Source organism: Yoonia sp. 2307UL14-13 (assembly GCF_037572755.1).
GTDB lineage: Bacteria > Pseudomonadota > Alphaproteobacteria > Rhodobacterales > Rhodobacteraceae > Yoonia.
In genome coordinates this window covers 983,472-1,003,542 of the sequence record NZ_JBBIFZ010000001.1, presented here as the reverse complement: position 1 = coordinate 1,003,542, position 20,071 = coordinate 983,472, and the positions used below count along the sequence as shown (strand labels likewise).

The window sequence follows — 20,071 nt, the reverse complement described above, 5'->3', positions numbered from 1 at the left end:
GTCACTCCGCTGCGATGGCTTTGGGTTTCGGTGTGCTGCCGTGCTCGTATTCCTCTAGGAAATCGAGGACTTCTTGCCGGTAGGCGTAGTAGTCTGGGTGTTCGAGCAGCGCCTTGCGGGTGCGGGGACGCGGCAGGTTCACATCGGTAATCTTGCCAATCGTCGCCTGCGGGCCGTTGGTCATCATCACGACACGGTCGGCCAGCAGGATCGCCTCGTCCACGTCATGGGTCACACAGATCGCGGTGACCTTGGTGCGCGACCAGACTTCCATGAGAACCTCCTGCAGTTCCCATCGGGTCAGGCTGTCGAGCATCCCGAAGGGTTCATCCAGCAGCAGCAGTTTGGGCGACAGGGCAAAGGCGCGGGCAATGCCAACGCGTTGCTTCATCCCGTTCGACAGGCTTGCCGCGTTTTTGTCCATGCTGTCAGCGAGATCGACGCGTTCGAGGTAGTATTCGACGACATCCTGCCGTTCGGCCTGCGACGCTTTGGGGTAGACCTTGTCGACGCCGATCGCGACGTTTTCCTTGGCGGTGAGCCAGGGAAAGAGGTTGGGCGACTGGAATACGACGGCGCGCTCGGGATCGGCCCCTTCGACATTCCAACCATCGAGCCGGATCGCGCCTTTGGAGATCGGATTCAGCCCCGCAGCCATGGTCAGCACAGTAGATTTGCCGCAGCCCGAATGCCCGATCAGCGAGATGAATTCACCCTTGTTGACCTTCAGATCGAAGTTCTCGACCACAGTCAGTGGGCCTTTCGGGGTCGGGTACACCTTGTCAAGCTGCGAGAAGTTGAGGAATTTCTCTTCGATCGCACCCTCTTGCGCCTTCGCGACCGCCGCAGGCACCGAATGGATCGGCGTGACATTGGGCAGAAGGCGGGTGTCTTCGACTTTGGCGGCGATGCCGACGTCCATCAGGTAGGTCGTGACCTGGGCACGCAGGGACTTGAAGGTTGCGTCATTGTTCATCGCCACGCGGTCGCGGGGGCGAGGGATATCGACCTTGAATTCATCGCCCAAGGTGCCATCGGGGTTCAGCGCGATGATGCGGTCGGCCAGAATGATCGCCTCGTCTACGTCGTTGGTGATGAGAATGCAAGTCTTCTTGTCAGCATCCCAGATCGCTTCAATCTCATCCGCCAGATTGGCCCGGGTCAGCGCGTCAAGCGCTGAGAGAGGTTCATCTAGCAGCAACATCTCAGGGTCCATCGCCAGTGCGCGGGCCACGTTGACGCGCTGGCGCATACCACCGGACAGTTCAGCCGGGCGGCGCGTGGCCGCGTGCCTGAGACCCACCATCCCGACGTAGTGATCGACTTTGGCAGCGCGGTCGGCCTTGGACATGTCCGGAAACATCGTGTCTACAGCCAGCGCCACATTGCCCTGCACCGTCAACCACGGCATCAGTGAATAGCTTTGAAAAATCACGCCCCGTTCTCGACCTGGTTCGGTGATGGGCACGCCCTTGTATGTCACCGACCCGCTGGTGGGCCTCTCAAGGCCCGCCATAAGGTTGATCAGCGTGGTTTTGCCCGTGCCGGAAAACCCGAGGAGGACAACAAACTCACCTTCCGCCACGTCCAGCTTGATGTCTTTTAGAACCGGCGTTTCACCGTAGCTTTTCGAGACGTTCTTGAATGAAAGAAAGCTCATCTGGATCACCGATTATTGCTGAATGTGAACATGGATTGCAGCGCATACATCACCCGATCCAGCAGGAAGCCGATGATGCCAATGGTGAACACCGCGACCATGATCCGAGCGAGTGATTGGGAGCTGCCGTTCTGGAATTCATCCCAGACGAACTTGCCAAGGCCAGGGTTCTGGGCGAGCATTTCTGCCGCGATCAGCACCATCCAGCCGACGCCAAGCGACAGGCGCAGACCGGTAAAGATCAGCGGCAGGGCGGAGGGCAGCACCAGTTTGGTGATCTTGGTGTGGGTGTTCATTTTCAGCACGCGGCTGACGCTGATGAGGTCCTTGTCAATGCTGGACACACCCAGGGCGGTGTTGATCAACGTGGGCCACAGCGAGCAGAGCGTCACCGTGATGGCTGAAATCAGGAAGGACTTTGAGAACATCCCGTCATTCGTCGTATAGGCGGCAGACACGATCATCGTGACAATCGGCAGCCACGCCAACGGAGAGACGGGTTTGAAAATCTGAATGAGCGGGTTCAGGGCCGCGTTCGCCGTGGCCGACAGACCTGCGGCAATGCCCAGCGGGATCGCCACGATAGAGGCGATCAGAAACCCGAAGAAGACCGTTTTGATCGAGGTCCAGATTTGATCGTAATACGTCGGCTTGCCGGTATAGACGCGGTTGCGCACCGCGTCGGGGTCGCCATTCGCGATGGCTTCGGCGTTGCGGGCATCCTGGCGTTCGTAAAACGCGGCCTCGCGTTCGCCCTCGCGGACCGCGTCGGCGCGCAACTCACCCACTTGTTCCCATACCTGCGCGGGGCCCGGCACGGCGCCAAGCGAAGTTTGAACCTGCGGTGCCAGCGCGGCCCAAAGCCCCACGAATACGGCGATCGCCAGCAACGGCACGCCCAAGAGACGCCAGATTTCCTTGGCCTGTCCCCGAGGATTGTCTCCTGCGACGGCTTTCAGAATAGGCGTCATCCAGGATAGGCCCAAAACGCGGAACCATGCGTCGGCCTTGTTGATGCGGGAAAACCGGCGTTGGCGGCGGGCCTCTGTGTCGAGTGTGGTGGGGTCAATCGCGGTCATATCGGATGTCCAACTGCTGCATTTGAAAAAGAGGAGGGAGCAGCCGCCCGCGCCGCTATGGGCAGAATGGGCGGCCTGTGATTAGCCTTGGACTTCGCCGTCGATGACGGTTTGGCCGGATTTCAGCCCGATCGGCAGGCTGTCGATGTAGGCGTTGGGGGCGCGGCCGTCGTAAGGAATGGCGTCGATGATGTCAGAGGCCGGTGTGGGCTCTTTGAACCCGTCGCTGTCCCATGGGAAATCCGCCTCGTTTGCCAGGCCGTCGTCGACAAGCAGGCGTGCGGCCTCCAAATAGATGTCTGGGCGATAGACGTCAGCGGCGGTTTCAAAATACCACTCGTCGGACATGGTCTCGGTGATTTGCCCCCAACGGCGCATCTGCGTCAGATACCAGATAGCATCCGAATAGAACGGGTAGGTCGCGTTGTAGCGGAAGAACACGTTAAAATCGGGCGCAGGGCGCACGTCGCCCTTTTCGAATTCAAAGAAGCCGGTCATGGAATTGGCGATGACTTCGGCGTCTGCACCGACGTATTCGGGGCGCGACAGCATCTGCACCGCCTCTTCGCGGTTTGCGTTGTCGTTTTCATCAAGCCAGATCGCGGCGCGGATCAGCGCCTTGGTCAGGGCCAGCGTCGTATTGGGGTACTCTTCCGCAAATTCAGCCGTGATCCCGAACACCTTCTCGGGGTTGTTGTTCCACATGTCATAGTCTGTGATGACCGGCACGCCGATGTCCTTAAACACGGCCTGCTGGTTCCATGGCTCGCCCACGGCGTAGCCAAAGATCGTGCCGGCCTCCATCGTGGCGGGCATTTGCGGTGGGGGCGTAACGGACAAGAGCACATCTGCGCCGATCTGGCCGGAAATATCCTGGTCGCTGTAGTACCCAGGCTCAAGCCCGCCTGCGGCCAGCCAATAGCGGATTTCGTAGTTGTGGGTGGACACGGGGAAGACCATGCCCATGTTGAACGGCTCGCCGCGATCGAGATAATCCTCGACCACGGGGGCCAGCGCGCTGGCGCTGATCGGGTGCTGCGGGCGGCCATCGTCCATCAGCGGCACGTTGGGGCGCATCTCTTCCCAAATTTCATTGGACACGGTGATCGCGTTGCCGTTCAGGTCCATGGAAAAGGGCGTGATGATGTGTGCTTCGGTGCCATAGCCGATGGTCGCGGCCAAAGGCTGACCGGCCAGCATGTGCGCGCCGTCCAACTCTCCGCTGATGACGCCGTCGAGAAGCACTTTCCAGTTCGCCTGCGCTTCAAGCGTGACAAACAGGCCCTCGTCTTCGAAATAGCCCAGCTCATAGGCGACGGCCAAAGGTGCCATGTCGGTCAATTTGATGAAGCCCAGTGTAAGGTCTTCTTTTTCGAGGTCCAAAGACTGAGCAACGGCAGAGGTTGCCAAGAGGCTGGATGTCGCCAGCAACATCGCAAGAGTGTTTTTCATAATCATGTCCTTTCATCGCCCCAGAGGGGCAAAAACAAAAAAGCCGCACGTAAAGATCACGGGGGAGGAGGTCCGTGGTCCCTACGAGCGGCGTTGCTCATGGATGGTGCGCGACCCGCATCGGTCGGCGCGGGTTAGCGGGCGTCGTTGCCCATTAAAAACACGATGCGTCCCCTTAAACGTCCTTTGCAATGAAAATGCTGCATTGCCGCAAAGTTTCTTTCTGCGGTGCAGAAGTTGCCCAAGATTTCATCAGTTTGCCGGAGGGAAATCGAAGGTTCTGCTGTCAAAGAAAGCATCTTGTGCAAGAATCATATGCCCATTGGTGGAGGCCACAGCGGTTTCAAACCGCAGCGCGCCTTCTACTTTCTCAGAGGCACCTGGCATGTCGGCGCCTATCCCGCTCAGGTTTTGACGATATAGATCAGATCGGAAACAGGCCTTTGCCTTTTGGATGCCTGCCGCGTTCGCGCCCAACTGCCCTGCGATCCATGCCGCCTGAGAGCGCCACGGAAAGGATGCAGCATGTCTGTGAAACTGCATGAAACGCGCCACGGGCTTTGGCCCGTCATTCAATCGCGACGTAATGTGGCCCGACAGGGCGGGATCAATCAGATCAGGCGACATGCTGAGGTGTTCACTGCGGGCCAGAATCTCAACAGCGAGCGTGCGGTTGGTGCGCTCATCCAGCCATGCCGAGGCGCGATAGACTGCACGCATCAGCCTGCGGGTTGTGTCCTCGTTGGTTTCAACCCAGTCATGACGGACGGCGAGAACCTTTTCAGGCGCAAATTTCCAGACGTCCTGGCCTGTCATCATCAACTGCCCTACGTTCTGTTGAACCGCGACGCTGCCCCATGGCTCACCGACCCAGAACGCATCGACAAACCCGTCCGCAACCGCATCGGCCATGCGCGGCGGCGGAACTACGATCTCTTCCGTCTTCAGGCCCTCCACCGATGAGGTCCAATACGACAGCAAAAGTCGGTGCATAGAATAATGAAACGGAACGCCGATCCTCAGCGGGCCGGACCTGCGCGTGGCAAGGGCCGCCAATAGCCCCCGTGCGTCGCCAAACGGCACCTCGCCCAGGTCTGCCGCAACAGCGTTGGAAACCCCGAACACCGTACCGTTCACCGACAGGATCATCAGCGCGTCAACCCGCGCAGGCAATCCACCCAGTCCGATCGACATGGCAACCGGCATCGGGGACAGCATATGTGCGGCGTCCAGATGACCCAGCGCGAGCATATCGCGCAACGCCGACCAGGACGGTTGCGCCACAAGATTAAGCGCAAGCCCTTCTTCCGCTGCAAAGCCGAGGTCCTTTGCAATCACCAAGGGCGCGCAATCCACCAGCGGGACGTAACCGCAATTCAGGACAATATCGCTCATGACAACAAATCCGCCGCCGTCACCAGTGCGTGGGCCACATCGATCACCTTGCGGTTCTGCCCCATCGCCGTCTTGCGCAGCAACGTGTAGGCGTCATCTTCGGAGATATTGCGCTGGCGCATCAGGATGCCTTTGGCGCGATCGATGGTTTTGCGATCCTCTAGCGCCTGTTTCGCGGCATCCAGCTCCGACCGCATCTGTCGCATGATTTTGAACCGTGCAATGGCGGTTTCAAGGACTGATTTGATCCGTTCCATCTTGAGGCCGTCGACCACATAGGCACTGACCCCAGCGTTCAGTGCCGCCTGCGTCAGGGCGTCATCGGTCTGATCTACGAACAGCGCAACAGGGCGCTTGCTGGTCTGCGTCGCAAATGAAATATGTTCAAGCGTGTCACGGTCCGGATTGGTCAGATCAATCAAGACGATGTCGGGCGTGAATTCCCTGACCGAACGGTCCAGTCCCGAAATCTGCGCGAGAGCCTTCACATCCGACCACCCTGCGTCCGTCAGAGCAGCGATGATGCCACGCACGCGCTCTGGGTCAGGCTCGACGACTAAAATTCGCAAATCACGGTTCATGATGCCGTCATTTTAGCCGGTCGTGAGAACGTCAATGGCGTGCGAGACACTTACCCGCGCAAACGACTTACCCGCAGCCAAATTGAGCATTCGTTGTTTGGTTGCCCATCTATTCTACAAATTGAGAGCCGCGGTAATGGATATGTAGGATAGGTCCGTACTTCTTCCGATTGAACCTTACCTCAGTCAGATTGATGACCAACAAGCCAATGCCAAAAGTAGATGCGCAAAAAACGTAGCAAAAAGTTGCTGGCCTTTGGTAAACCAACAGCAGCTTCGCTTTGCGTCTTTCGTACGGCCAGAGCGTGCCGCGAAAGCTTGGTTTTGGTTCACGCGCAATCTGCCGCTGTGAATGACCGGTTCGGCGACATTTGCCGCAACAAAGAGATTGACGTGCCGCGCCCGCGAACAACTGCTGCGTCAGCAAAGCGGAGAAATCCTAGGTCCGGTTTGTCCGCACACCAGACCTGCGTCGTTGAGGGCGGTCGTGTCCTGACTGATTGATGACACGCCTCTGTAGGTGCAGGTGCCGGTCGGCAACACGTCCGTTTGGGTCTGTTCAGAGCCCCGGCCAAGGGAAGGTTTATGACCAAGCCCGCCGTCAAATGGCAATGTCCAGACATACCATCGAATACCGCGTGCACTTTATCTTGGGAGAGGGCTGACGATGACAGGTCTTTTCGAGAAATTCCGTAGTGGTTTGATCACGGTTCGTCCGCCGGACGCATTCGGCGCTGCGTGATCGGCGCGGATCGTTGACGTGGCCTTAAGCTCTCGGTCCTAGCCCGATTCCGAAAGGTAAATGAAATCTGCCGGCGCCGCGCGGCGGAGTCATATGAAAGTCCGATGAAAGTCCGACGTTTTTCCGATGCTGGGAAATCGGTTAAAAATAAATAAATTCAGTGTCTTACGTGAAAACTAATCGCAAGAAGTGTTTTTTCACCCAAAATGCCGCAAAAAATAACGATCTGTTAAGGATTGCCCCGAAAACGGCGGGGTCCCGGTTCGTTTATCGGGGCAGCGCGGCGGCCTCTTTCGCGAGCGCCGTGACCCCGGCCCAATCGCCTGCGGTCACCTTGTCTTTCGGTGCGACCCACGAGCCGCCGACACAGAGCGTGTTGCCAAGCGACAAATAATCGTTCGCGTTCTTCAGGCTGACACCCCCGGTCGGACAGAATTTGACCTGCGGGATCGGCGCGCCGATGGCCTTGAGCGCCCGCGCGCCGCCATTAGCTTCGGCCGGAAAGAACTTCTGGACGCTGTAACCCCGTTCAAGCAGGTGCATCGCCTCGGATGCGGTGGCCGCACCGGGCAGCAGCGGCAGGTCATTCGCCTCGCATGCGTCCAGCAGTATGTCCGTGGCGCCTGGCGCGACACCGAAGGTGGCGCCCGCGGCTTTGGCCGCTTCGACATCCTTTGGTGTCAGCAAAGTGCCCGCGCCGACAACGCCGCCATCAATCTTGGCCATTTCGCGGATCGCATCCAACGCCGCAGGGGTGCGCAAGGTGATTTCCAAAGCCGGAAGGCCACCGGCGACAAGTGCTTTGGCCAGCTGCGCGGCGCTGCTGGCGTCATCGATGACCAGAACCGGGATAACAGGGGCAAGCCTGCAGACCTTTGCTGCGGCGATGGAAGCGTCTTGAGGTGTCATGATATTCTCATTTGTAATTTAGACGACAACGCCCGCGCCATGCGCGGCGAGGCCAACGTTTTGGCGGAAAACCTCGAACAATTCGCGGCCCACGCCGGTCCCGTTGCCGGTCAGATCGGCGGTGGCCGGTGTGCGATTGGTCAGGTCGACATCGAGGACTTCCAGCGTGCCTTTCGTGGCGTCCAGCCGGATGACATCACCGTCCTGGATCAGGCTGATCGGGCCGTTATCGGCGGCCTCTGGGCAGACATGGATGGCCGACGGCGCCTTGCCCGATGCGCCGGACATGCGACCATCGGTTACCAGCGCTACCTTCAATCCGCGATCCTGCAGCACGGACAGTGTCGGGGTCAGGCTATGAAGTTCCGGCATACCGTTGGATTTCGGTCCCTGGAAGCGGACGACGATAACCGTGTCTTCGGTGATCTCATTCGCTTTGAATGCGTCTTTCACCGCCTCTTGCGTGTGGAAGATGCGGGCAGGGGCCTCGATGATATGGCGCTCTTCGGCGACGGCAGAGGTCTTGATCACGCCACGCCCCAGATTGCCGGATAGTTGCGTCAGACCACCATGCGCATGGAACGGGTTCGATGCGGGGCGCAGGATCTTGTCGTTTTGCGAGGTCTTGGTGCCCGGCTGATAGTCGATCCGCCCATCCTTCAGCTTCGGCTCTTGGGTGTAGAGTTCCAGCCCGTCACCCGCCACTGTCCGCGTATCGTCGTGGAGCAGTCCCGCGTTAAGTAGCTCGCCGATCATGAAGCCAAGCCCGCCTGCGGCGTGGAAATGGTTCACGTCGGCCAAACCGTTCGGATAGACCTTGGCCATCAGGGGCGTGACTTCGGAAAGATCACCGAAATCTTCGAGATCGAGGATGATTCCGGCGGCTTTGGCCATGGCGGGCAGGTGGATGATCAGGTTGGTCGATCCGCCCGTCGCCATCAGCCCGACCATCCCATTGACGAATGCGCGTTCGTCGAGGACGTCATAAACCGGTGTAAATTCGTTGCCCAGGGCGGTGATCGCGAGCGCGCGTTCAGTGCCTGCTGTGGTCAGCGCATCCCGCAGGGGTGTGCCGGGGTTGACGAAGGACGCGCCGGGCAGGTGGAGGCCCATGAATTCCATCAGCATCTGGTTGGAATTGGCCGTGCCGTAAAAGGTACAGGTGCCCGGGCCGTGGTAAGAGGCCATTTCTGCCTCCATCAGCTTGTCCCGGCCGACTTCGCCAGCGGCGAATTGCTGGCGCACCTTGGCCTTTTCATCGTTGGGCAGGCCGGATGTCATCGGGCCAGCGGGCATGAAGATAGACGGGATATAGCCGAAGGTCGCCGCAGACATGACGAGGCCCGGCACGATCTTGTCGCAGACGCCCAGATAGATCGCGGCGTCGAAGGTGTTGTGGGACAGGCCGACACCTGCGGCCAAGGCAATGACGTCGCGAGAAAAGAGCGACAGTTCCATCCCCGTCTGCCCTTGGGTGACACCGTCGCACATGGCGGGCACGCCGCCCGCGACCTGTGCCGTCCCTCCGGCGGCACGGGCCGCGGTGCGGATCAGATCGGGGTAACGCTCGAACGGTTGGTGGGCGGACAGCATGTCGTTATAGGCGGTGATGACCCCGATATTCGGGCTTGGCCCGTCGACCAGCGCATCCTTGTCGTCGCCCATCGCAGCATAGGCATGTGCCTGATTTCCGCAGCTGAGATGCGCGCGCCGCGGCCCTTCGGCGGCGGCATTGATCATCGTGTCCATATATTTGCGTCGCGTGTCCTCGGACCGGGTGCGGATGCGGTCGGTGACCGCGGCGATTGTGGGGTGAAGTGGCATCGGGCTTCCTCTGATCGCTTTAAAACCATACTACCACGCCCCGTTAGCGCTAACAAGCGGCGCATTCTTGCCCTGAAGTCATCTGAATTGTTGACGAATTCGCCATAAAAGCGCCCTGAACATCAGGTTAACCACAGCCAAGCAATGAGACTTGTAGAGGATATTCGACATGATTTTGAGGCTGTTTGCCCTGTGTCTCGCTTTGGTGATGCTGACGGCTTGCTCGGTCCAGCAGACCGGTGTGCAGTCAAGCGGTCCGGCTGATGTTCAGCGGTCGTATTCATTGGCGGGTAACACGTTTTCGACCGTGCCCGGGCTGGATGTGTCTGAAGCCGAGGGATACTACCCCTTCGCCGACATCGTTTGGCGCGGCGACCCACGCGGTGATCGTATCGCACAAATCGCAGCGATGTTCGAAACCGCGTTCGATCGCAATCGTGGGGTGCTTGATGGTGACCAGCCGGTTGTCGTCGATGTCCAACTGGTCCGGTTCCATGGCGTTACCAATCAGACGCGCTATACCGTCGGTGGCGTTTACAACATCGTCTTCAACATGACTGTGCGCGATGCACGTACCGGCACTGTGATCGAACCTGCACGGCGGGTGAGGGCCAATCTCGATGCGCCTGGGGGTGAGGTCGCTGTGCGGCTGGAGGAAAGCGGGCAAACCCAGAAGGTGCGGGTGGTCGATTTCCTGACGGGCGTTCTGCGGGGCGAGTTGCGCTAAGCCCGCTTTCCCCCCGTAAGGAATACGATTAGGAGGGCGGGCATGAGTTATGATCAAAGCCCGCGCCTGCCTGTTGTCCGCCTGTCCCCGAAAGCCGAAGTGCGTGCCATTCGCCACGGTTTTCCCTGGGTCTATGCAAATGAATTGGTGACGGATCGGCGGACCCGCGCGCTGACACCGGGAACAGTCGCGGTATTGGAGGATGCAGACCGCAAACCGTTGGGCGTGGCTGGCGTCAATCCGACCTCAAAGATCATTTGCCGGATGCTGGATCGTGATCCGTCTGCGACGATCGATCAGGACTGGTTCGCGTTACGTCTCAGCCGGGCATTGGCGCACCGCGTCCGGCTTTATCCTGATCCGTTTTATCGTCTTGTCCATGCAGAGGCGGACGGGCTGCCGGGGGTAATCATAGATCGCTTTGGCGACCTGGCTGTGGTACAGCCCAACGCCGCATGGGCCGATCGACTGGTTTCGCAGCTGGTCGCAGCGTTGGTTGGAGTGACCGATGTGAAAACCGTTATCGTGAACGGAACAGGGCGCGCACGCGGCCTTGAAGGGTTGCCGGAGACGATGGAAGTCGCGCATGGAACAGCCCCGACAGGACCGATCCCGGTGCCGATGAATGGGGCCACGTACCTCGCAGATGTGATGGGTGGGCAAAAGACGGGGTTGTTCTATGACCAGCGCCCCAATCATGCCTTTGCCGCCGGTTTGGCAAAGGATGCAAAGGTGCTGGATGTCTTTTCCCATGTCGGCGGATTCGGTTTGGCGGCTTTGGCCAATGGCGCGACCGAGGTATTGGCTGTCGATGGCTCTGCCGATGCGTTGGCCCTGGCAGAGCAAGGTGCGGCGTCGATGGGGCAGGGTGCGCACTTCACGACGCGCAAAGGGGATGCCTTCGATGTGCTTGCCGCACTTGGGGTGGAGACGGCGAAATATGATCTGGTGATCTGCGATCCCCCAGCCTTTGCACCGGCACGTCAGGCCCTGGATGCGGGATTGCGGGCTTATGAGCGAATTGCGCGTCTGGCCGCACCGCTGGTCGCTGAGGGCGGCTATTTGTGCCTGTGTTCCTGTTCCCACGCGGCGGACCTGACAAAGTTCCGCAATGCCTGTTCACGCGGGATCGGGCGGGCCGGGCGCCGGGGGCAGATCATCCATACCGGCTTTGCCGGGCCGGACCATCCGTTGATGCCGCATCTGGCGGAAAGCGGGTATCTCAAGGTGTTGTTCTATCGTCTATGAGGGTGCTGATCGACACTTGCGTTCTGTATCCCACCGTGATGCGCGAAGTCGTTCTTGGCTGTGCGGCCGAAGGGCTGTTCGAGGTGCGTTGGTCAAGTCGTATCTTGGAGGAATGGCAGCGGGCGGTGGTGAAACTGGGGCCAGCGCAGGTGGTGATCGCTGAAGGGGAAATCGCGGCGCTTGGGGCGGCTTTCCCCGATGCGGTCGTGCCTGAACATGCAGGGCTGGAACAGCGGCTTTGGTTGCCGGACCCGAACGATATTCATGTGCTGGCGTCGGCTGTTGGCGGGTCTTGCGATGCGATCATGACCATCAACGCGAAGGATTTTCCGGGGAATGTGCTGGCCGAAGAGGGGCTATTTCGCGTTGATCCGGATGCGTTTCTGAGGGGGCTTCTGGAAGAGGTACCGGATCAGGTCCGGGGTGTGGCGGAGCGGGTTTTGGCGCAGGCGAACGCGATTTCGGACAGGCCTTGGGAGATGCGGGCGCTGATGAAGAAGGCGCGTCTGCCACGCTTGGGCAAGGCGCTTAGCTAGCGGCCCATTTCGCTTCGTTCGCCTCGATCGCCGCGATCCGTTTGTCCGTCTTGGGATGGCTGAGCAGCCATGCGGGTGCGGCGGCACCGCGCGCGCCGGTCAGCTTTTCCAGTTTTGTAAACAGGGTCTTTTGCGGCTCTGTCCCGATGCCCGCTTTGACCAGCAGTGCGGAGGCATAGGCGTCGGCCTCGAATTCGTCGTTGCGGGATAGCCGTGCGGCGACCAGCGACATCAGCATTCCAGCGATCCACGGGCCGATGCCCGGCAGGAAGCGGTTCAGCACCATCGCCAAGGCCGTGCGCATGGCGTTCTGGCCCGAAAAGTCGATCATCCGCCTGCGTGAATGGCCCAGGGCGACGTGCCCCAATTCGTGGGCGATGACGCTGGCCATTTCGCCGGAGGTCACTTCGCCCTGCCGGTATTTGTTGAAGAACCCGCGCGTGATGAAGATGCGCCCGTCGGGCGCGGCAAGGCCGTTCACCGGCTCGATTTCATAGATATGCACCTTGATCCGGTCGATATCCAGCGCCTGGGCCATCTGATCGGTCATCTGCTTGAGGATCGGATCGGCGAGTTCGGTGGATTTTTCATCCAGCTCCCGCTTGGTCCGCCAGATGGAGAAACGGTACATGACGAGACCGTAAAGAACGGCAAGGAGGATGGGTGCGAATTTTATCATGCTTTGAATATGGGCGTGGAACAGGTCGATTTCAAAGTGCCGATTGACGCGGTGACGCTATTTTATGCGCCGGTGGCAAGGCGTTCTTTCGCCAGATCATGCAGTTTGTAATGTGCGGGGACGTGCAGGGCGCGTTTCAGGAACGCCTTGTCAGCGAAACGGGCCAGATAGGCCTGCATATTCTCGACAAGTGTGATCCGGTCGCCGGGATAGGCATCATAGGTGACCTTCATGCCTGCCTGCACCTCACCATGTTGCAGGACCCGTACATAGGCACCGGGGCGTTCGGCGGCGTAGAATTGCTTGATCGCCTGACCGGACCGGACATGCGCCGCATAGGTCGCGCAGGGAATGCGGGGGCTGGTGATTTGCAGAATGACATCGCCCATTCGCAGGATATCACCAATGGCGAGTTGCGCGCTTTCGATGTCGGAGATCAGGAGGTTTTCGCCGAAATAGCCGGGTGGCAGGTCTTGACCCAGCGCGCCCGACCACCAGACCCGGTCGGGTTCGCCGAATATGTAGACGGCCTGATCGACGCCGCCGTGATTGTCGAGATCACAGATGGTGTCGCCTTCGAGGCCCAGCTTTTTGATGTGGACGGGCCCGGTGACGGGTTTCTTGAAATGCCCGGTAAGGCCCGCTTTGGCGGGGGTCGGCTCTGGTTTGCCGATTTGGATTGAGAGGAGAGTGTGAGATGTCATAGGTCTGAATATGCAGACATGATCGATGTGGGCAATGTTTGATGTGATGGTGTGGGAAGGTGTAGTTTGCGGGACGGAGCGGCTAGTTGAAGTGGCAGTATCAAAGCCGTCTTTGAGAAACGGCTAATGTTGATATCGGTTTTATGGGCTAGTTGTCGTTTGAACTGTCATGCCTTTTGCATCCGTCACTGCGAATAACAAGGCGCCGCCCTCGGCGAAACGCGGTACATTGCTTTCGATTTCACGCTCTAGATCCTGGGCCGAGAACAAAAGCTGAGCGGCGAGCTCTGTTGGTTTGGTCAGAAACAAGCTTTCATGATAACCGTCGTCACGCAGGTCGATCACGTCACTTCGACTGGCGTATTGGTCCTCCCAGATTGTCGCGCGATCAGCCACGGCTTTCCAGCTTACTTCCACTTTTGCATCTTCCGCATATGGATCAATGCCCCACACTTCGCACGACCGGGGCCCGCGGGAAATGCTGTCTACAACTGTGACGCGCCCGGCATCTGTTTCAATGTGACCAACATAAAGATGCCCACCCGCTGTCTCCTCTGTCAGCCGCCAAGCCACATCAGGTAATGTCGCTTGGACAATGGCGAAAACGCATAATTCAAACACTTGTTCCAACTGCATATGTCACATCCCTTTAGAATGATATTCCACTTTTCATCGAGAGATGATCCAGCTGCAGGCCTTGCGACTACTTTTGCTGTCTTAAGTCGGCTGAAACCGGATCGCTACGCAGCATCGGTTACGTCAGCTCTTTGCAGACCTTCGCTTAGTCAAATCACCGCCCCAGCGCCTTCATCCCCGCCTCGATCCCCGCGAGCGTCATGGGCACCATACGGTCCGCCCCGAAGATCTGTTGGATCATCTGGATCGACTGCGTGTAGGGCCAGTAACGTTCGTCCAGCGGGTTGATCCAGAGGTGGTCGGGCCATTGGTCGCGGGCGCGGGACAGCCAGACCTCGCCAGCCTCTTCGTTCCAGTGTTCGTTCGCGCCGCCTTTGAAGGCGATTTCGTAGGGTGACATGCTGGCGTCCCCCACGAAGATGCATTTGTAGTCGGGGCCGTAGGTGCGCAAGACCTCCCATGTGGGGGTTTGTTGGTCCCAGCGCCGCCGGTTGTCCTTCCAGACGCCTTCGTAAAGGCAGTTGTGGAAGTAGAAATATTCGAAATGCTTGAATTCGGATTTGGCGGCGCTGAAGAGTTCCTCGACCACCTTGATATGCGGGTCCATGGAGCCGCCGATATCGAGGAAAAGGAGAACCTTGACCGCATTGCGCCGCTCGGGCCGGGTTTGCACGTCCAGATAGCCGTGTTCGGCAGTGGCCCGGATCGTGCCGTTCAGGTCCAGTTCTTCCGCAGCGCCGTCGCGCGCCCAACGACGTAGCCGTTTCAGCGCGACCTTGATGTTGCGCGTGCCGAGTTCGACCGTGTCGTCGAGATTGCGAAACTCGCGCTTGTCCCAGACTTTGACCGCGCGCTGGTGGCGGCTTTCCTTTTGGCCGATGCGCACGCCTTCGGGGTTGTAGCCATAGGCCCCAAAGGGAGAGATACCCGCCGTGCCGATCCATTTGTTGCCGCCCTGATGACGGTCTTTTTGTTCTTCCAGCCGCTTTTTCAGCGTTTCCATGAGTGTGTCGAAGCCGCCCATAGCCTTGATCTCGGCCTTTTCTTCGTCGCTCAGGTGCTTTTCGGCCAGCTTTTCCAGCCAGTCGGCGGGGATGTCGACGGCGTTCAGTACCGCCTCTGCCGGGATCTGGTCCAGCCCTTCGAATGTCGCGGTGAATGCACGGTCGAATTTGTCGAGATGGCGTTCATCCTTGACCATGACAGTGCGGGCGAGAAAGTAGAAGGCTTCGACATCATAGGTCGCCAGTCCAGCCTTCATCCCTTCGAGAAACGACAGGAATTCGCGTAAAGAGACGGGCACCCCGGCGCCGCGTAGATTGTCGAAGAACGGCAGGAACATGGGCCTAGACGTAGCTGCGTTCGATGAAGATCAACACGAACAATCCGATCAGGCCGAAGATGATCGCGAACACGGCCCCCCATTGCAGAAGGTCGAACGCCTTGCCGCCGCGCATTTTGGCGCGAACGGCACCCAGTACAGCCCCGAATACCAGACCAGCCAGGGGATAGATCATGGGGTTGTTCCTTCTAGCTTGGTGCCGGGGCAGGCGGCAGAGCGGCGATCTCGTTCAGGCGGTCGATCACCTCGTCTCGGCTTCCAAAGCCGTACCGCGCCCAGCCAAGGCTGTCCAGCCGGACCTTCATTCCCGCTTCGCGATCGCCTTTTTGATCGAGCGCCTCGGCTTTGAACATCATCAGAAGCGCCATCAGGGCCGCGTTCTGATGCTGCCGCGCGATCGGGATGGCCTCATCAGTGATTTCTATCGTCGTGTCGGGATCACCCGAGATCAACGTGAAGGCTGCCAACTGCACGGCGATATGCGCGGCGTGAATGTTGGTGACCGCGCTTTGGCGGTAGGCCCGACCGGCGGCGTTGAAGGCGGCAAGTGCAACCGTCGAGTCGTTGCCAAGTTGCAGCCGCCCGTAGGCATAGTTGGCGAAGCCCTCGCGCGGGCCGGTCCATCCCAGACTGCGCCCGATTTCGATCGCCTGGAGCGCAGCGCGCCGGCGGCGCCGATCCGACGTATTGCCGCTGAGCGCGGATTCCATCGCGTCGATCCATTCGCGCGATGTCGCGCTGGGTATCTGGCCGCCACGCCGTTGTCCCCGCGGGTTGATCCGGGCAAGGATGCGCGGCAGACGTTCGGCGACCTGTTCCTGCGTCATGCCGCTGCGCAGATCGGGTGCGTAGAATGTACGCAGGATCAGCATGTCGAACCCTGTCAGAACCGCGTGAAAGTTATCGTCGTTGAACACAGAGTCCGGCAGGCGGTACAGATCGTTGAGCGGGCCGAGCGCCTGGGCGAGTTCCTCGTGCAGGCAGTCGCGGATTTCTTGCGGGGCGGCGTCGGCGGGCAGAAAGATGGCCGCCTTGTCCCGTTGCGTGACCGTGGCCCAATCGATCCTGCTGGTGCCGCGGGCCGCGCGCAGCTCGCTCCAGCTTTGTACACGCGGCACGACGAAACAGGCAGCGTTCGGTGCGACCCGTTGCAACTGCCGCGATGGAATCGCCTCGATCACGATGTTTGCGTCGGCTGCGTTGGTCACGCTGATATCGATCCGCGCCTCCCGGCGCAGGCGGTCCAGCAGGCCGTTCAGATCGTTCGTCATCGACTGATTGACAGGCCCGGCCATTCGGATCGTGATCGGGCCTTCGAACCGTGCCAGAACCGGCAAGATGCGTCCACTTTCCATCCGAAAGGCAAGGTCGACGAAATCCAGCGCGATCTCGGAATTGGGGCGCGTCGCCGGGCCCGGGCTGCGCGCGGCAAAACTACGCATTTCCGGAAAGGTCAACCGGATCGGGTCGGGTGCCGGCGTTTGCGGGGCGCAAGCGGCGAGCCATGTGATGGCAAGAACGGCGACATATCTCATGTGGCGTGACGCTTTTCATCGACACGCGAAACGAATGCGGCGCATTGCCTCTTATCCCGCAGGCGGGGGCGGATCATCGTTTCATGGGTTGAGTTCATCGACTGCTCTGCTTGGCGTTTCGTGCGAACATATCGTGCTTTGCGCAGGTGACCAGTCAAATCGCCGTGGGTGGCGTGCAAAGGTATGAAATGTGGTAATGGCGGGTATGAGGTGCCTTGCCTTACAACCGCAGCATCCCGCGAATACATAAGCCGTCTGATACGACGGAGGCAGAAATGCAGAACATCACATACGAACCGGCCCGCAAGTGGTCCGATGACTTGAGCCTGATCCTGATTTACGCGCTGGTTCTTGGCGCGATGGGCTACTTGACGGCGGTTGCCAGTATTCCGGATCGCGCCGCTACGGCGTCGGTCATCACCGAGGCAACCTAACCGCCGCGCCTTGCCATGAAGGCGAGCCGCTCGAACAGGTGCACATCCTGCTCGTTTTTGAGCAAGGCGCCGTGCAGTTTCGGTAACGCATTCGCGCCATTCCGCTTCAGGTCGGACGGATCGAGGTCCTCGGCAAGCAGCAATTTCAGCCAGTCCAATACTTCGGAGGTCGATGGCTTTTTCTTCAGACCGGCCGTTTCACGCACCTCGTAGAATTGGGCCAGCGCAGTGGTCAGCAGTGCCTCTTTGATGCCGGGGTGATGCACCTCGACGATCTGGCGCATGGTGTCGATATCGGGGAACCGAATGTAGTGGAAAAAGCAGCGGCGCAGGAATGCGTCAGGCAATTCCTTTTCGTTGTTCGACGTGATGATCACGACAGGGCGGTGCCGTGCCTTGATCGTTTCGCCGGTCTCGTAGACGTGGAACTCCATCCGGTCGAGCTCTTGCAGCAGGTCATTGGGAAACTCGATATCCGCCTTGTCGATTTCGTCGATCAGAAGCACGACCTTGCCGTCGGCGGCAAAGGCCTGCCACAGCTTGCCGCGTTTGATGTAATTGGCGACATCATGCACACGTTCATCGCCGAGCTGGCTGTCACGCAGGCGGCTGACCGCGTCATATTCATACAAGCCCTGCTGTGCCTTGGTCGTCGATTTGATGTGCCATTCGATCATCGGTAACCCCAGCGCGGCGCTGACCTGACGGGCCAATTCGGTCTTGCCGGTTCCAGGCTCGCCTTTAACGAGCAATGGCCGCTCGAGAGTCACCGCAGCGTTCACCGCCATGGTCAGATCGTCGGTCGCGACATAAGTGTCGGTGCCTGTGAATCGCATGTTTTTCAGCCCCTTATCCTTTGGCGCAACCTAGCAGCCCGTCACGGATCATCAACACCTCGCCAGCAACGGAAATGAGGGGGTGACAGCCGTCCGGCAAGGGAGTAAACCCGCCACAAAATCAGGAGCGTGTCACGGGTTGGGTGGTCCGAAGGCGCGTAGGAGATAAAGGGTATGACGATGAAGGCCGAAGTTTTTCTTCCAGAAGATTATCGCCCCGCCGAGAGCGAACCATTCATGAACGATCGGCAGACAGAGTATTTTCGACGTAAATTATTGAACTGGAAATCCGAAATTCTCGAAGACAGCCGCGACACCGTCGCCGGCATGAAAGATCAGACGCGCAATATCCCCGATGTGGCCGACCGCGCCTCGGAAGAGACGGATCGGGCGCTGGAATTGCGCACCCGTGACCGCCAGCGCAAGCTGGTCAGCAAGATCGATGCGGCCCTGCGCCGGATCGACGAAGGCGAATATGGTTACTGTGAAATGACGGGTGAGCCGATTTCGCTGAAACGTCTGGATGCACGCCCCATCGCCACGATGAGCCTCGAGGCGCAGGAACGCCACGAGCGCCGCGAAAAAGTGCACCGCGACGATTGATGTCCCACAATGGCGGCCGCAACATCGCGATTATCGGTGGCGGTATCGGCGGCCTGACGGCGGCACTGTCATTCGCTCGGCAGCGGGCCAACGTCACTGTATATGAACAAGCGCCCGCCCTGACGGAGGTCGGTGCCGGTATTCAGATCACCCCCAATGCAATGCGTGTGCTGACCCGCCTGGACCTTGCCGGCGCGATGGCCGCATCATGCCTGCGCGCCGAAGCGGTTGAGCCTGTTGACGGACTGACGGGCAAACCGCTGGCGCGGTTTGATCTGTCCGATCAGGCCGCACCTTACTATTTTTGCCACCGGGCTGCCCTGATCGACTTGCTTGGTCGGGCGTGCGAGGCGATCGGCGTTCGGATCAAACTGGATAGCCGGATCGAAGATTTTGCCGATGACGGCTCTTTCCAGACCTCGGATGGCCGGGTTCAGCCGGATGTCACGATTGGTGCCGATGGTATTCGGTCCGTCACGCGCAAGCAGGTGATCGTACCAGAGCAACCGTTTTTCACGGGGCAGGTCGCCTGGCGCGCGGTCATTCGCAAAGCCGATTTGCCGCCGGTCGCCCGCATCTGGATGCTGCCCCGCCGCCATGTGGTAACCTATCCGTTGTCGAAAGGTCGTGTGAACATGGTCGCCGTGCAGGCACGCAGCCAATGGGCCGACGAAGGCTGGCACCATCAGGACGACCCCGGCAATTTAAGGGCCGCTTTCAGCGATGCAGGCTGGGAACTGAAGGGCATGTTGGGCGAGGTCGAAACGACACATCTGTGGGGTCTCTTCCGCCATAACGTCGCCAAAAGCTGGTATAAGGGGCGGTTCGTCATTTTGGGTGACGCGGCCCATCCGACGCTGCCGTTTCTGGCGCAAGGGGCAAACCTTGCGATTGAGGATGCATATGTGCTGGCAAGTTGCTGCGACGCGCGTGAGGACCTACCATTGGCCTTCGGGGAGTATCAGGTCAAGCGTCATGCCAGGGTCAGCCGGGCTATCGCCGCCGCAAACACCAATGCCCGTAACTATCATCTCACGGGCTTGCGGCGTGATGTGGCGCATAGCGGCCTGCGCCTGATGGGCCGGTTCGCGCCGGGGGCCTTTCTGCGCCGGTTGGACTGGCTATACGATCATGATGTGACGGCCTGAA

General features: G+C 59.5%; 20 protein-coding genes. 6 read left to right on the top strand and 14 right to left on the bottom strand.

Features of this window, described 5'->3' with window-relative positions; translation table 11 throughout:
• Window position 1 precedes the first annotated feature (1 nt).
• The 7 genes from V8J85_RS05190 to edd all read right to left on the bottom strand — a co-directional run bounded on the left by V8J85_RS05190 (window position 2) and on the right by edd (window position 9,642).
• Window positions 2-1,660, bottom strand: a complete 1,659-nt coding sequence (locus V8J85_RS05190) for an ABC transporter ATP-binding protein (RefSeq protein WP_339952617.1) — start codon at window positions 1,658-1,660, stop codon at window positions 2-4.
• Between the two features lie 5 nt (window positions 1,661-1,665).
• Window positions 1,666-2,739 carry an ABC transporter permease gene (locus V8J85_RS05185; protein WP_339952616.1) on the bottom strand — a complete coding sequence of 358 codons (1,074 nt, stop codon included), beginning with the start codon at window positions 2,737-2,739 and terminating at the stop codon, window positions 1,666-1,668.
• An 81-nt stretch (window positions 2,740-2,820) separates the two neighbouring features.
• Complete coding sequence (locus V8J85_RS05180) at window positions 2,821-4,191, bottom strand: CmpA/NrtA family ABC transporter substrate-binding protein (protein ID WP_339952615.1); 1,371 nt, start codon at window positions 4,189-4,191, stop codon at window positions 2,821-2,823.
• A gap of 252 nt (window positions 4,192-4,443) precedes the next feature.
• On the bottom strand, window positions 4,444-5,586 hold the full coding sequence (locus tag V8J85_RS05175) for a CmpA/NrtA family ABC transporter substrate-binding protein (protein ID WP_339952614.1): 1,143 nt from the start codon (window positions 5,584-5,586) through the stop codon (window positions 4,444-4,446).
• Window positions 5,583-6,167: an ANTAR domain-containing response regulator gene (locus V8J85_RS05170; RefSeq protein WP_339952613.1), complete on the bottom strand. Its 585-nt coding sequence runs from the start codon at window positions 6,165-6,167 to the stop codon at window positions 5,583-5,585. Before V8J85_RS05170 ends, V8J85_RS05175 begins: the two co-directional genes overlap by 4 nt.
• Window positions 6,168-7,176: 1,009 nt before the next feature.
• Complete coding sequence (gene eda / locus V8J85_RS05165) at window positions 7,177-7,818, bottom strand: bifunctional 4-hydroxy-2-oxoglutarate aldolase/2-dehydro-3-deoxy-phosphogluconate aldolase (protein ID WP_339952612.1); 642 nt, start codon at window positions 7,816-7,818, stop codon at window positions 7,177-7,179.
• A gap of 18 nt (window positions 7,819-7,836) precedes the next feature.
• Window positions 7,837-9,642, bottom strand: coding sequence for a phosphogluconate dehydratase (gene edd / locus V8J85_RS05160; protein ID WP_339952611.1), 1,806 nt, complete (start codon window positions 9,640-9,642; stop codon window positions 7,837-7,839).
• A gap of 169 nt (window positions 9,643-9,811) precedes the next feature.
• On the opposite strand from edd, the gene V8J85_RS05155 reads away from it, so the two are divergent.
• Genes V8J85_RS05155 through V8J85_RS05145 form a run of 3 tightly spaced genes read left to right on the top strand, consistent with a single transcriptional unit; the run spans window position 9,812 to window position 12,153 of the window.
• Window positions 9,812-10,369, top strand: a complete 558-nt coding sequence (locus V8J85_RS05155) for a DUF6778 family protein (protein WP_339952610.1) — start codon at window positions 9,812-9,814, stop codon at window positions 10,367-10,369.
• Between the two features lie 42 nt (window positions 10,370-10,411).
• Entirely contained in the window at window positions 10,412-11,617 is a 1,206-nt protein-coding gene (locus V8J85_RS05150) for an RSP_2647 family RNA methyltransferase (RefSeq protein WP_339952609.1), read from the top strand.
• Window positions 11,614-12,153 carry an RSP_2648 family PIN domain-containing protein gene (locus V8J85_RS05145; RefSeq protein ID WP_339952608.1) on the top strand — a complete coding sequence of 180 codons (540 nt, stop codon included), beginning with the start codon at window positions 11,614-11,616 and terminating at the stop codon, window positions 12,151-12,153. Before V8J85_RS05150 ends, V8J85_RS05145 begins: the two co-directional genes overlap by 4 nt.
• Here V8J85_RS05145 and V8J85_RS05140 read toward each other — a convergent pair.
• The 6 genes from V8J85_RS05140 to V8J85_RS05115 form a co-directional block, all read right to left on the bottom strand.
• On the bottom strand, window positions 12,146-12,832 hold the full coding sequence (locus tag V8J85_RS05140) for a M48 family metallopeptidase (protein WP_339952607.1): 687 nt from the start codon (window positions 12,830-12,832) through the stop codon (window positions 12,146-12,148). The genes V8J85_RS05145 and V8J85_RS05140 overlap by 8 nt on opposite strands.
• Window positions 12,833-12,894: 62 nt before the next feature.
• Window positions 12,895-13,536 carry an MOSC domain-containing protein gene (locus tag V8J85_RS05135; RefSeq protein ID WP_339952606.1) on the bottom strand — a complete coding sequence of 214 codons (642 nt, stop codon included), beginning with the start codon at window positions 13,534-13,536 and terminating at the stop codon, window positions 12,895-12,897.
• Between the two features lie 141 nt (window positions 13,537-13,677).
• Entirely contained in the window at window positions 13,678-14,172 is a 495-nt protein-coding gene (locus tag V8J85_RS05130) for a hypothetical protein (protein ID WP_339952605.1), read from the bottom strand.
• Window positions 14,173-14,326: 154 nt separating this feature from the next.
• Entirely contained in the window at window positions 14,327-15,514 is a 1,188-nt protein-coding gene (locus tag V8J85_RS05125; protein WP_339952604.1) for a vWA domain-containing protein, read from the bottom strand.
• 4 nt (window positions 15,515-15,518) lie between these two features.
• Window positions 15,519-15,689, bottom strand: a complete 171-nt coding sequence (locus tag V8J85_RS05120) for a hypothetical protein (RefSeq protein WP_339952603.1) — start codon at window positions 15,687-15,689, stop codon at window positions 15,519-15,521.
• Window positions 15,690-15,702: 13 nt separating this feature from the next.
• Entirely contained in the window at window positions 15,703-17,049 is a 1,347-nt protein-coding gene (locus V8J85_RS05115; RefSeq protein WP_339952602.1) for a DUF2927 domain-containing protein, read from the bottom strand.
• Between the two features lie 275 nt (window positions 17,050-17,324).
• On the opposite strand from V8J85_RS05115, the gene V8J85_RS05110 reads away from it, so the two are divergent.
• The gene (locus tag V8J85_RS05110; protein WP_339952601.1) at window positions 17,325-17,483 is read left to right on the top strand and encodes a hypothetical protein; all 159 of its coding nucleotides are present in this window, start codon (window positions 17,325-17,327) and stop codon (window positions 17,481-17,483) included.
• Here the strand turns inward: V8J85_RS05110 and V8J85_RS05105 are convergent.
• On the bottom strand, window positions 17,480-18,319 hold the full coding sequence (locus V8J85_RS05105) for an AAA family ATPase (protein WP_339952600.1): 840 nt from the start codon (window positions 18,317-18,319) through the stop codon (window positions 17,480-17,482). The two genes, V8J85_RS05110 and V8J85_RS05105, sit on opposite strands and share 4 nt — an antisense overlap.
• 180 nt (window positions 18,320-18,499) lie before the next feature.
• On the opposite strand from V8J85_RS05105, the gene dksA reads away from it, so the two are divergent.
• Together dksA and V8J85_RS05095 are read left to right on the top strand one after the other, a co-directional pair.
• Complete coding sequence (dksA, locus tag V8J85_RS05100) at window positions 18,500-18,922, top strand: RNA polymerase-binding protein DksA (protein ID WP_339952599.1); 423 nt, start codon at window positions 18,500-18,502, stop codon at window positions 18,920-18,922.
• Entirely contained in the window at window positions 18,922-20,070 is a 1,149-nt protein-coding gene (locus V8J85_RS05095; protein WP_339952598.1) for an FAD-dependent monooxygenase, read from the top strand. The genes dksA and V8J85_RS05095 overlap by 1 nt, the downstream gene beginning before the upstream one ends.
• Window position 20,071 lies beyond the last annotated feature (1 nt).

Excerpts from the sequence above, each read along its gene's own strand:
- V8J85_RS05190 (WP_339952617.1), bottom strand. The coding sequence starts at position 1,660 with ATGAGCTTTCTTTCATTCAAGAACGTCTCGAAAAGCTACGGTGAAACG.
- V8J85_RS05185 (WP_339952616.1), bottom strand. The coding sequence starts at position 2,739 with ATGACCGCGATTGACCCCACCACACTCGACACAGAGGCCCGCCGCCAA.
- V8J85_RS05180 (WP_339952615.1), bottom strand. The coding sequence starts at position 4,191 with ATGAAAAACACTCTTGCGATGTTGCTGGCGACATCCAGCCTCTTGGCA.
- V8J85_RS05175 (WP_339952614.1), bottom strand. The coding sequence starts at position 5,586 with ATGAGCGATATTGTCCTGAATTGCGGTTACGTCCCGCTGGTGGATTGC.
- V8J85_RS05170 (WP_339952613.1), bottom strand. The coding sequence starts at position 6,167 with ATGAACCGTGATTTGCGAATTTTAGTCGTCGAGCCTGACCCAGAGCGC.
- eda (WP_339952612.1), bottom strand. The coding sequence starts at position 7,818 with ATGACACCTCAAGACGCTTCCATCGCCGCAGCAAAGGTCTGCAGGCTT.
- edd (WP_339952611.1), bottom strand. The coding sequence starts at position 9,642 with ATGCCACTTCACCCCACAATCGCCGCGGTCACCGACCGCATCCGCACC.
- V8J85_RS05155 (WP_339952610.1), top strand. The coding sequence starts at position 9,812 with ATGATTTTGAGGCTGTTTGCCCTGTGTCTCGCTTTGGTGATGCTGACG.
- V8J85_RS05150 (WP_339952609.1), top strand. The coding sequence starts at position 10,412 with ATGAGTTATGATCAAAGCCCGCGCCTGCCTGTTGTCCGCCTGTCCCCG.
- V8J85_RS05145 (WP_339952608.1), top strand. The coding sequence starts at position 11,614 with ATGAGGGTGCTGATCGACACTTGCGTTCTGTATCCCACCGTGATGCGC.
- V8J85_RS05140 (WP_339952607.1), bottom strand. The coding sequence starts at position 12,832 with ATGATAAAATTCGCACCCATCCTCCTTGCCGTTCTTTACGGTCTCGTC.
- V8J85_RS05135 (WP_339952606.1), bottom strand. The coding sequence starts at position 13,536 with ATGACATCTCACACTCTCCTCTCAATCCAAATCGGCAAACCAGAGCCG.
- V8J85_RS05130 (WP_339952605.1), bottom strand. The coding sequence starts at position 14,172 with ATGCAGTTGGAACAAGTGTTTGAATTATGCGTTTTCGCCATTGTCCAA.
- V8J85_RS05125 (WP_339952604.1), bottom strand. The coding sequence starts at position 15,514 with ATGTTCCTGCCGTTCTTCGACAATCTACGCGGCGCCGGGGTGCCCGTC.
- V8J85_RS05120 (WP_339952603.1), bottom strand. The coding sequence starts at position 15,689 with ATGATCTATCCCCTGGCTGGTCTGGTATTCGGGGCTGTACTGGGTGCC.
- V8J85_RS05115 (WP_339952602.1), bottom strand. The coding sequence starts at position 17,049 with ATGAGATATGTCGCCGTTCTTGCCATCACATGGCTCGCCGCTTGCGCC.
- V8J85_RS05110 (WP_339952601.1), top strand. The coding sequence starts at position 17,325 with ATGCAGAACATCACATACGAACCGGCCCGCAAGTGGTCCGATGACTTG.
- V8J85_RS05105 (WP_339952600.1), bottom strand. The coding sequence starts at position 18,319 with ATGCGATTCACAGGCACCGACACTTATGTCGCGACCGACGATCTGACC.
- dksA (WP_339952599.1), top strand. The coding sequence starts at position 18,500 with ATGAAGGCCGAAGTTTTTCTTCCAGAAGATTATCGCCCCGCCGAGAGC.
- V8J85_RS05095 (WP_339952598.1), top strand. The coding sequence starts at position 18,922 with ATGTCCCACAATGGCGGCCGCAACATCGCGATTATCGGTGGCGGTATC.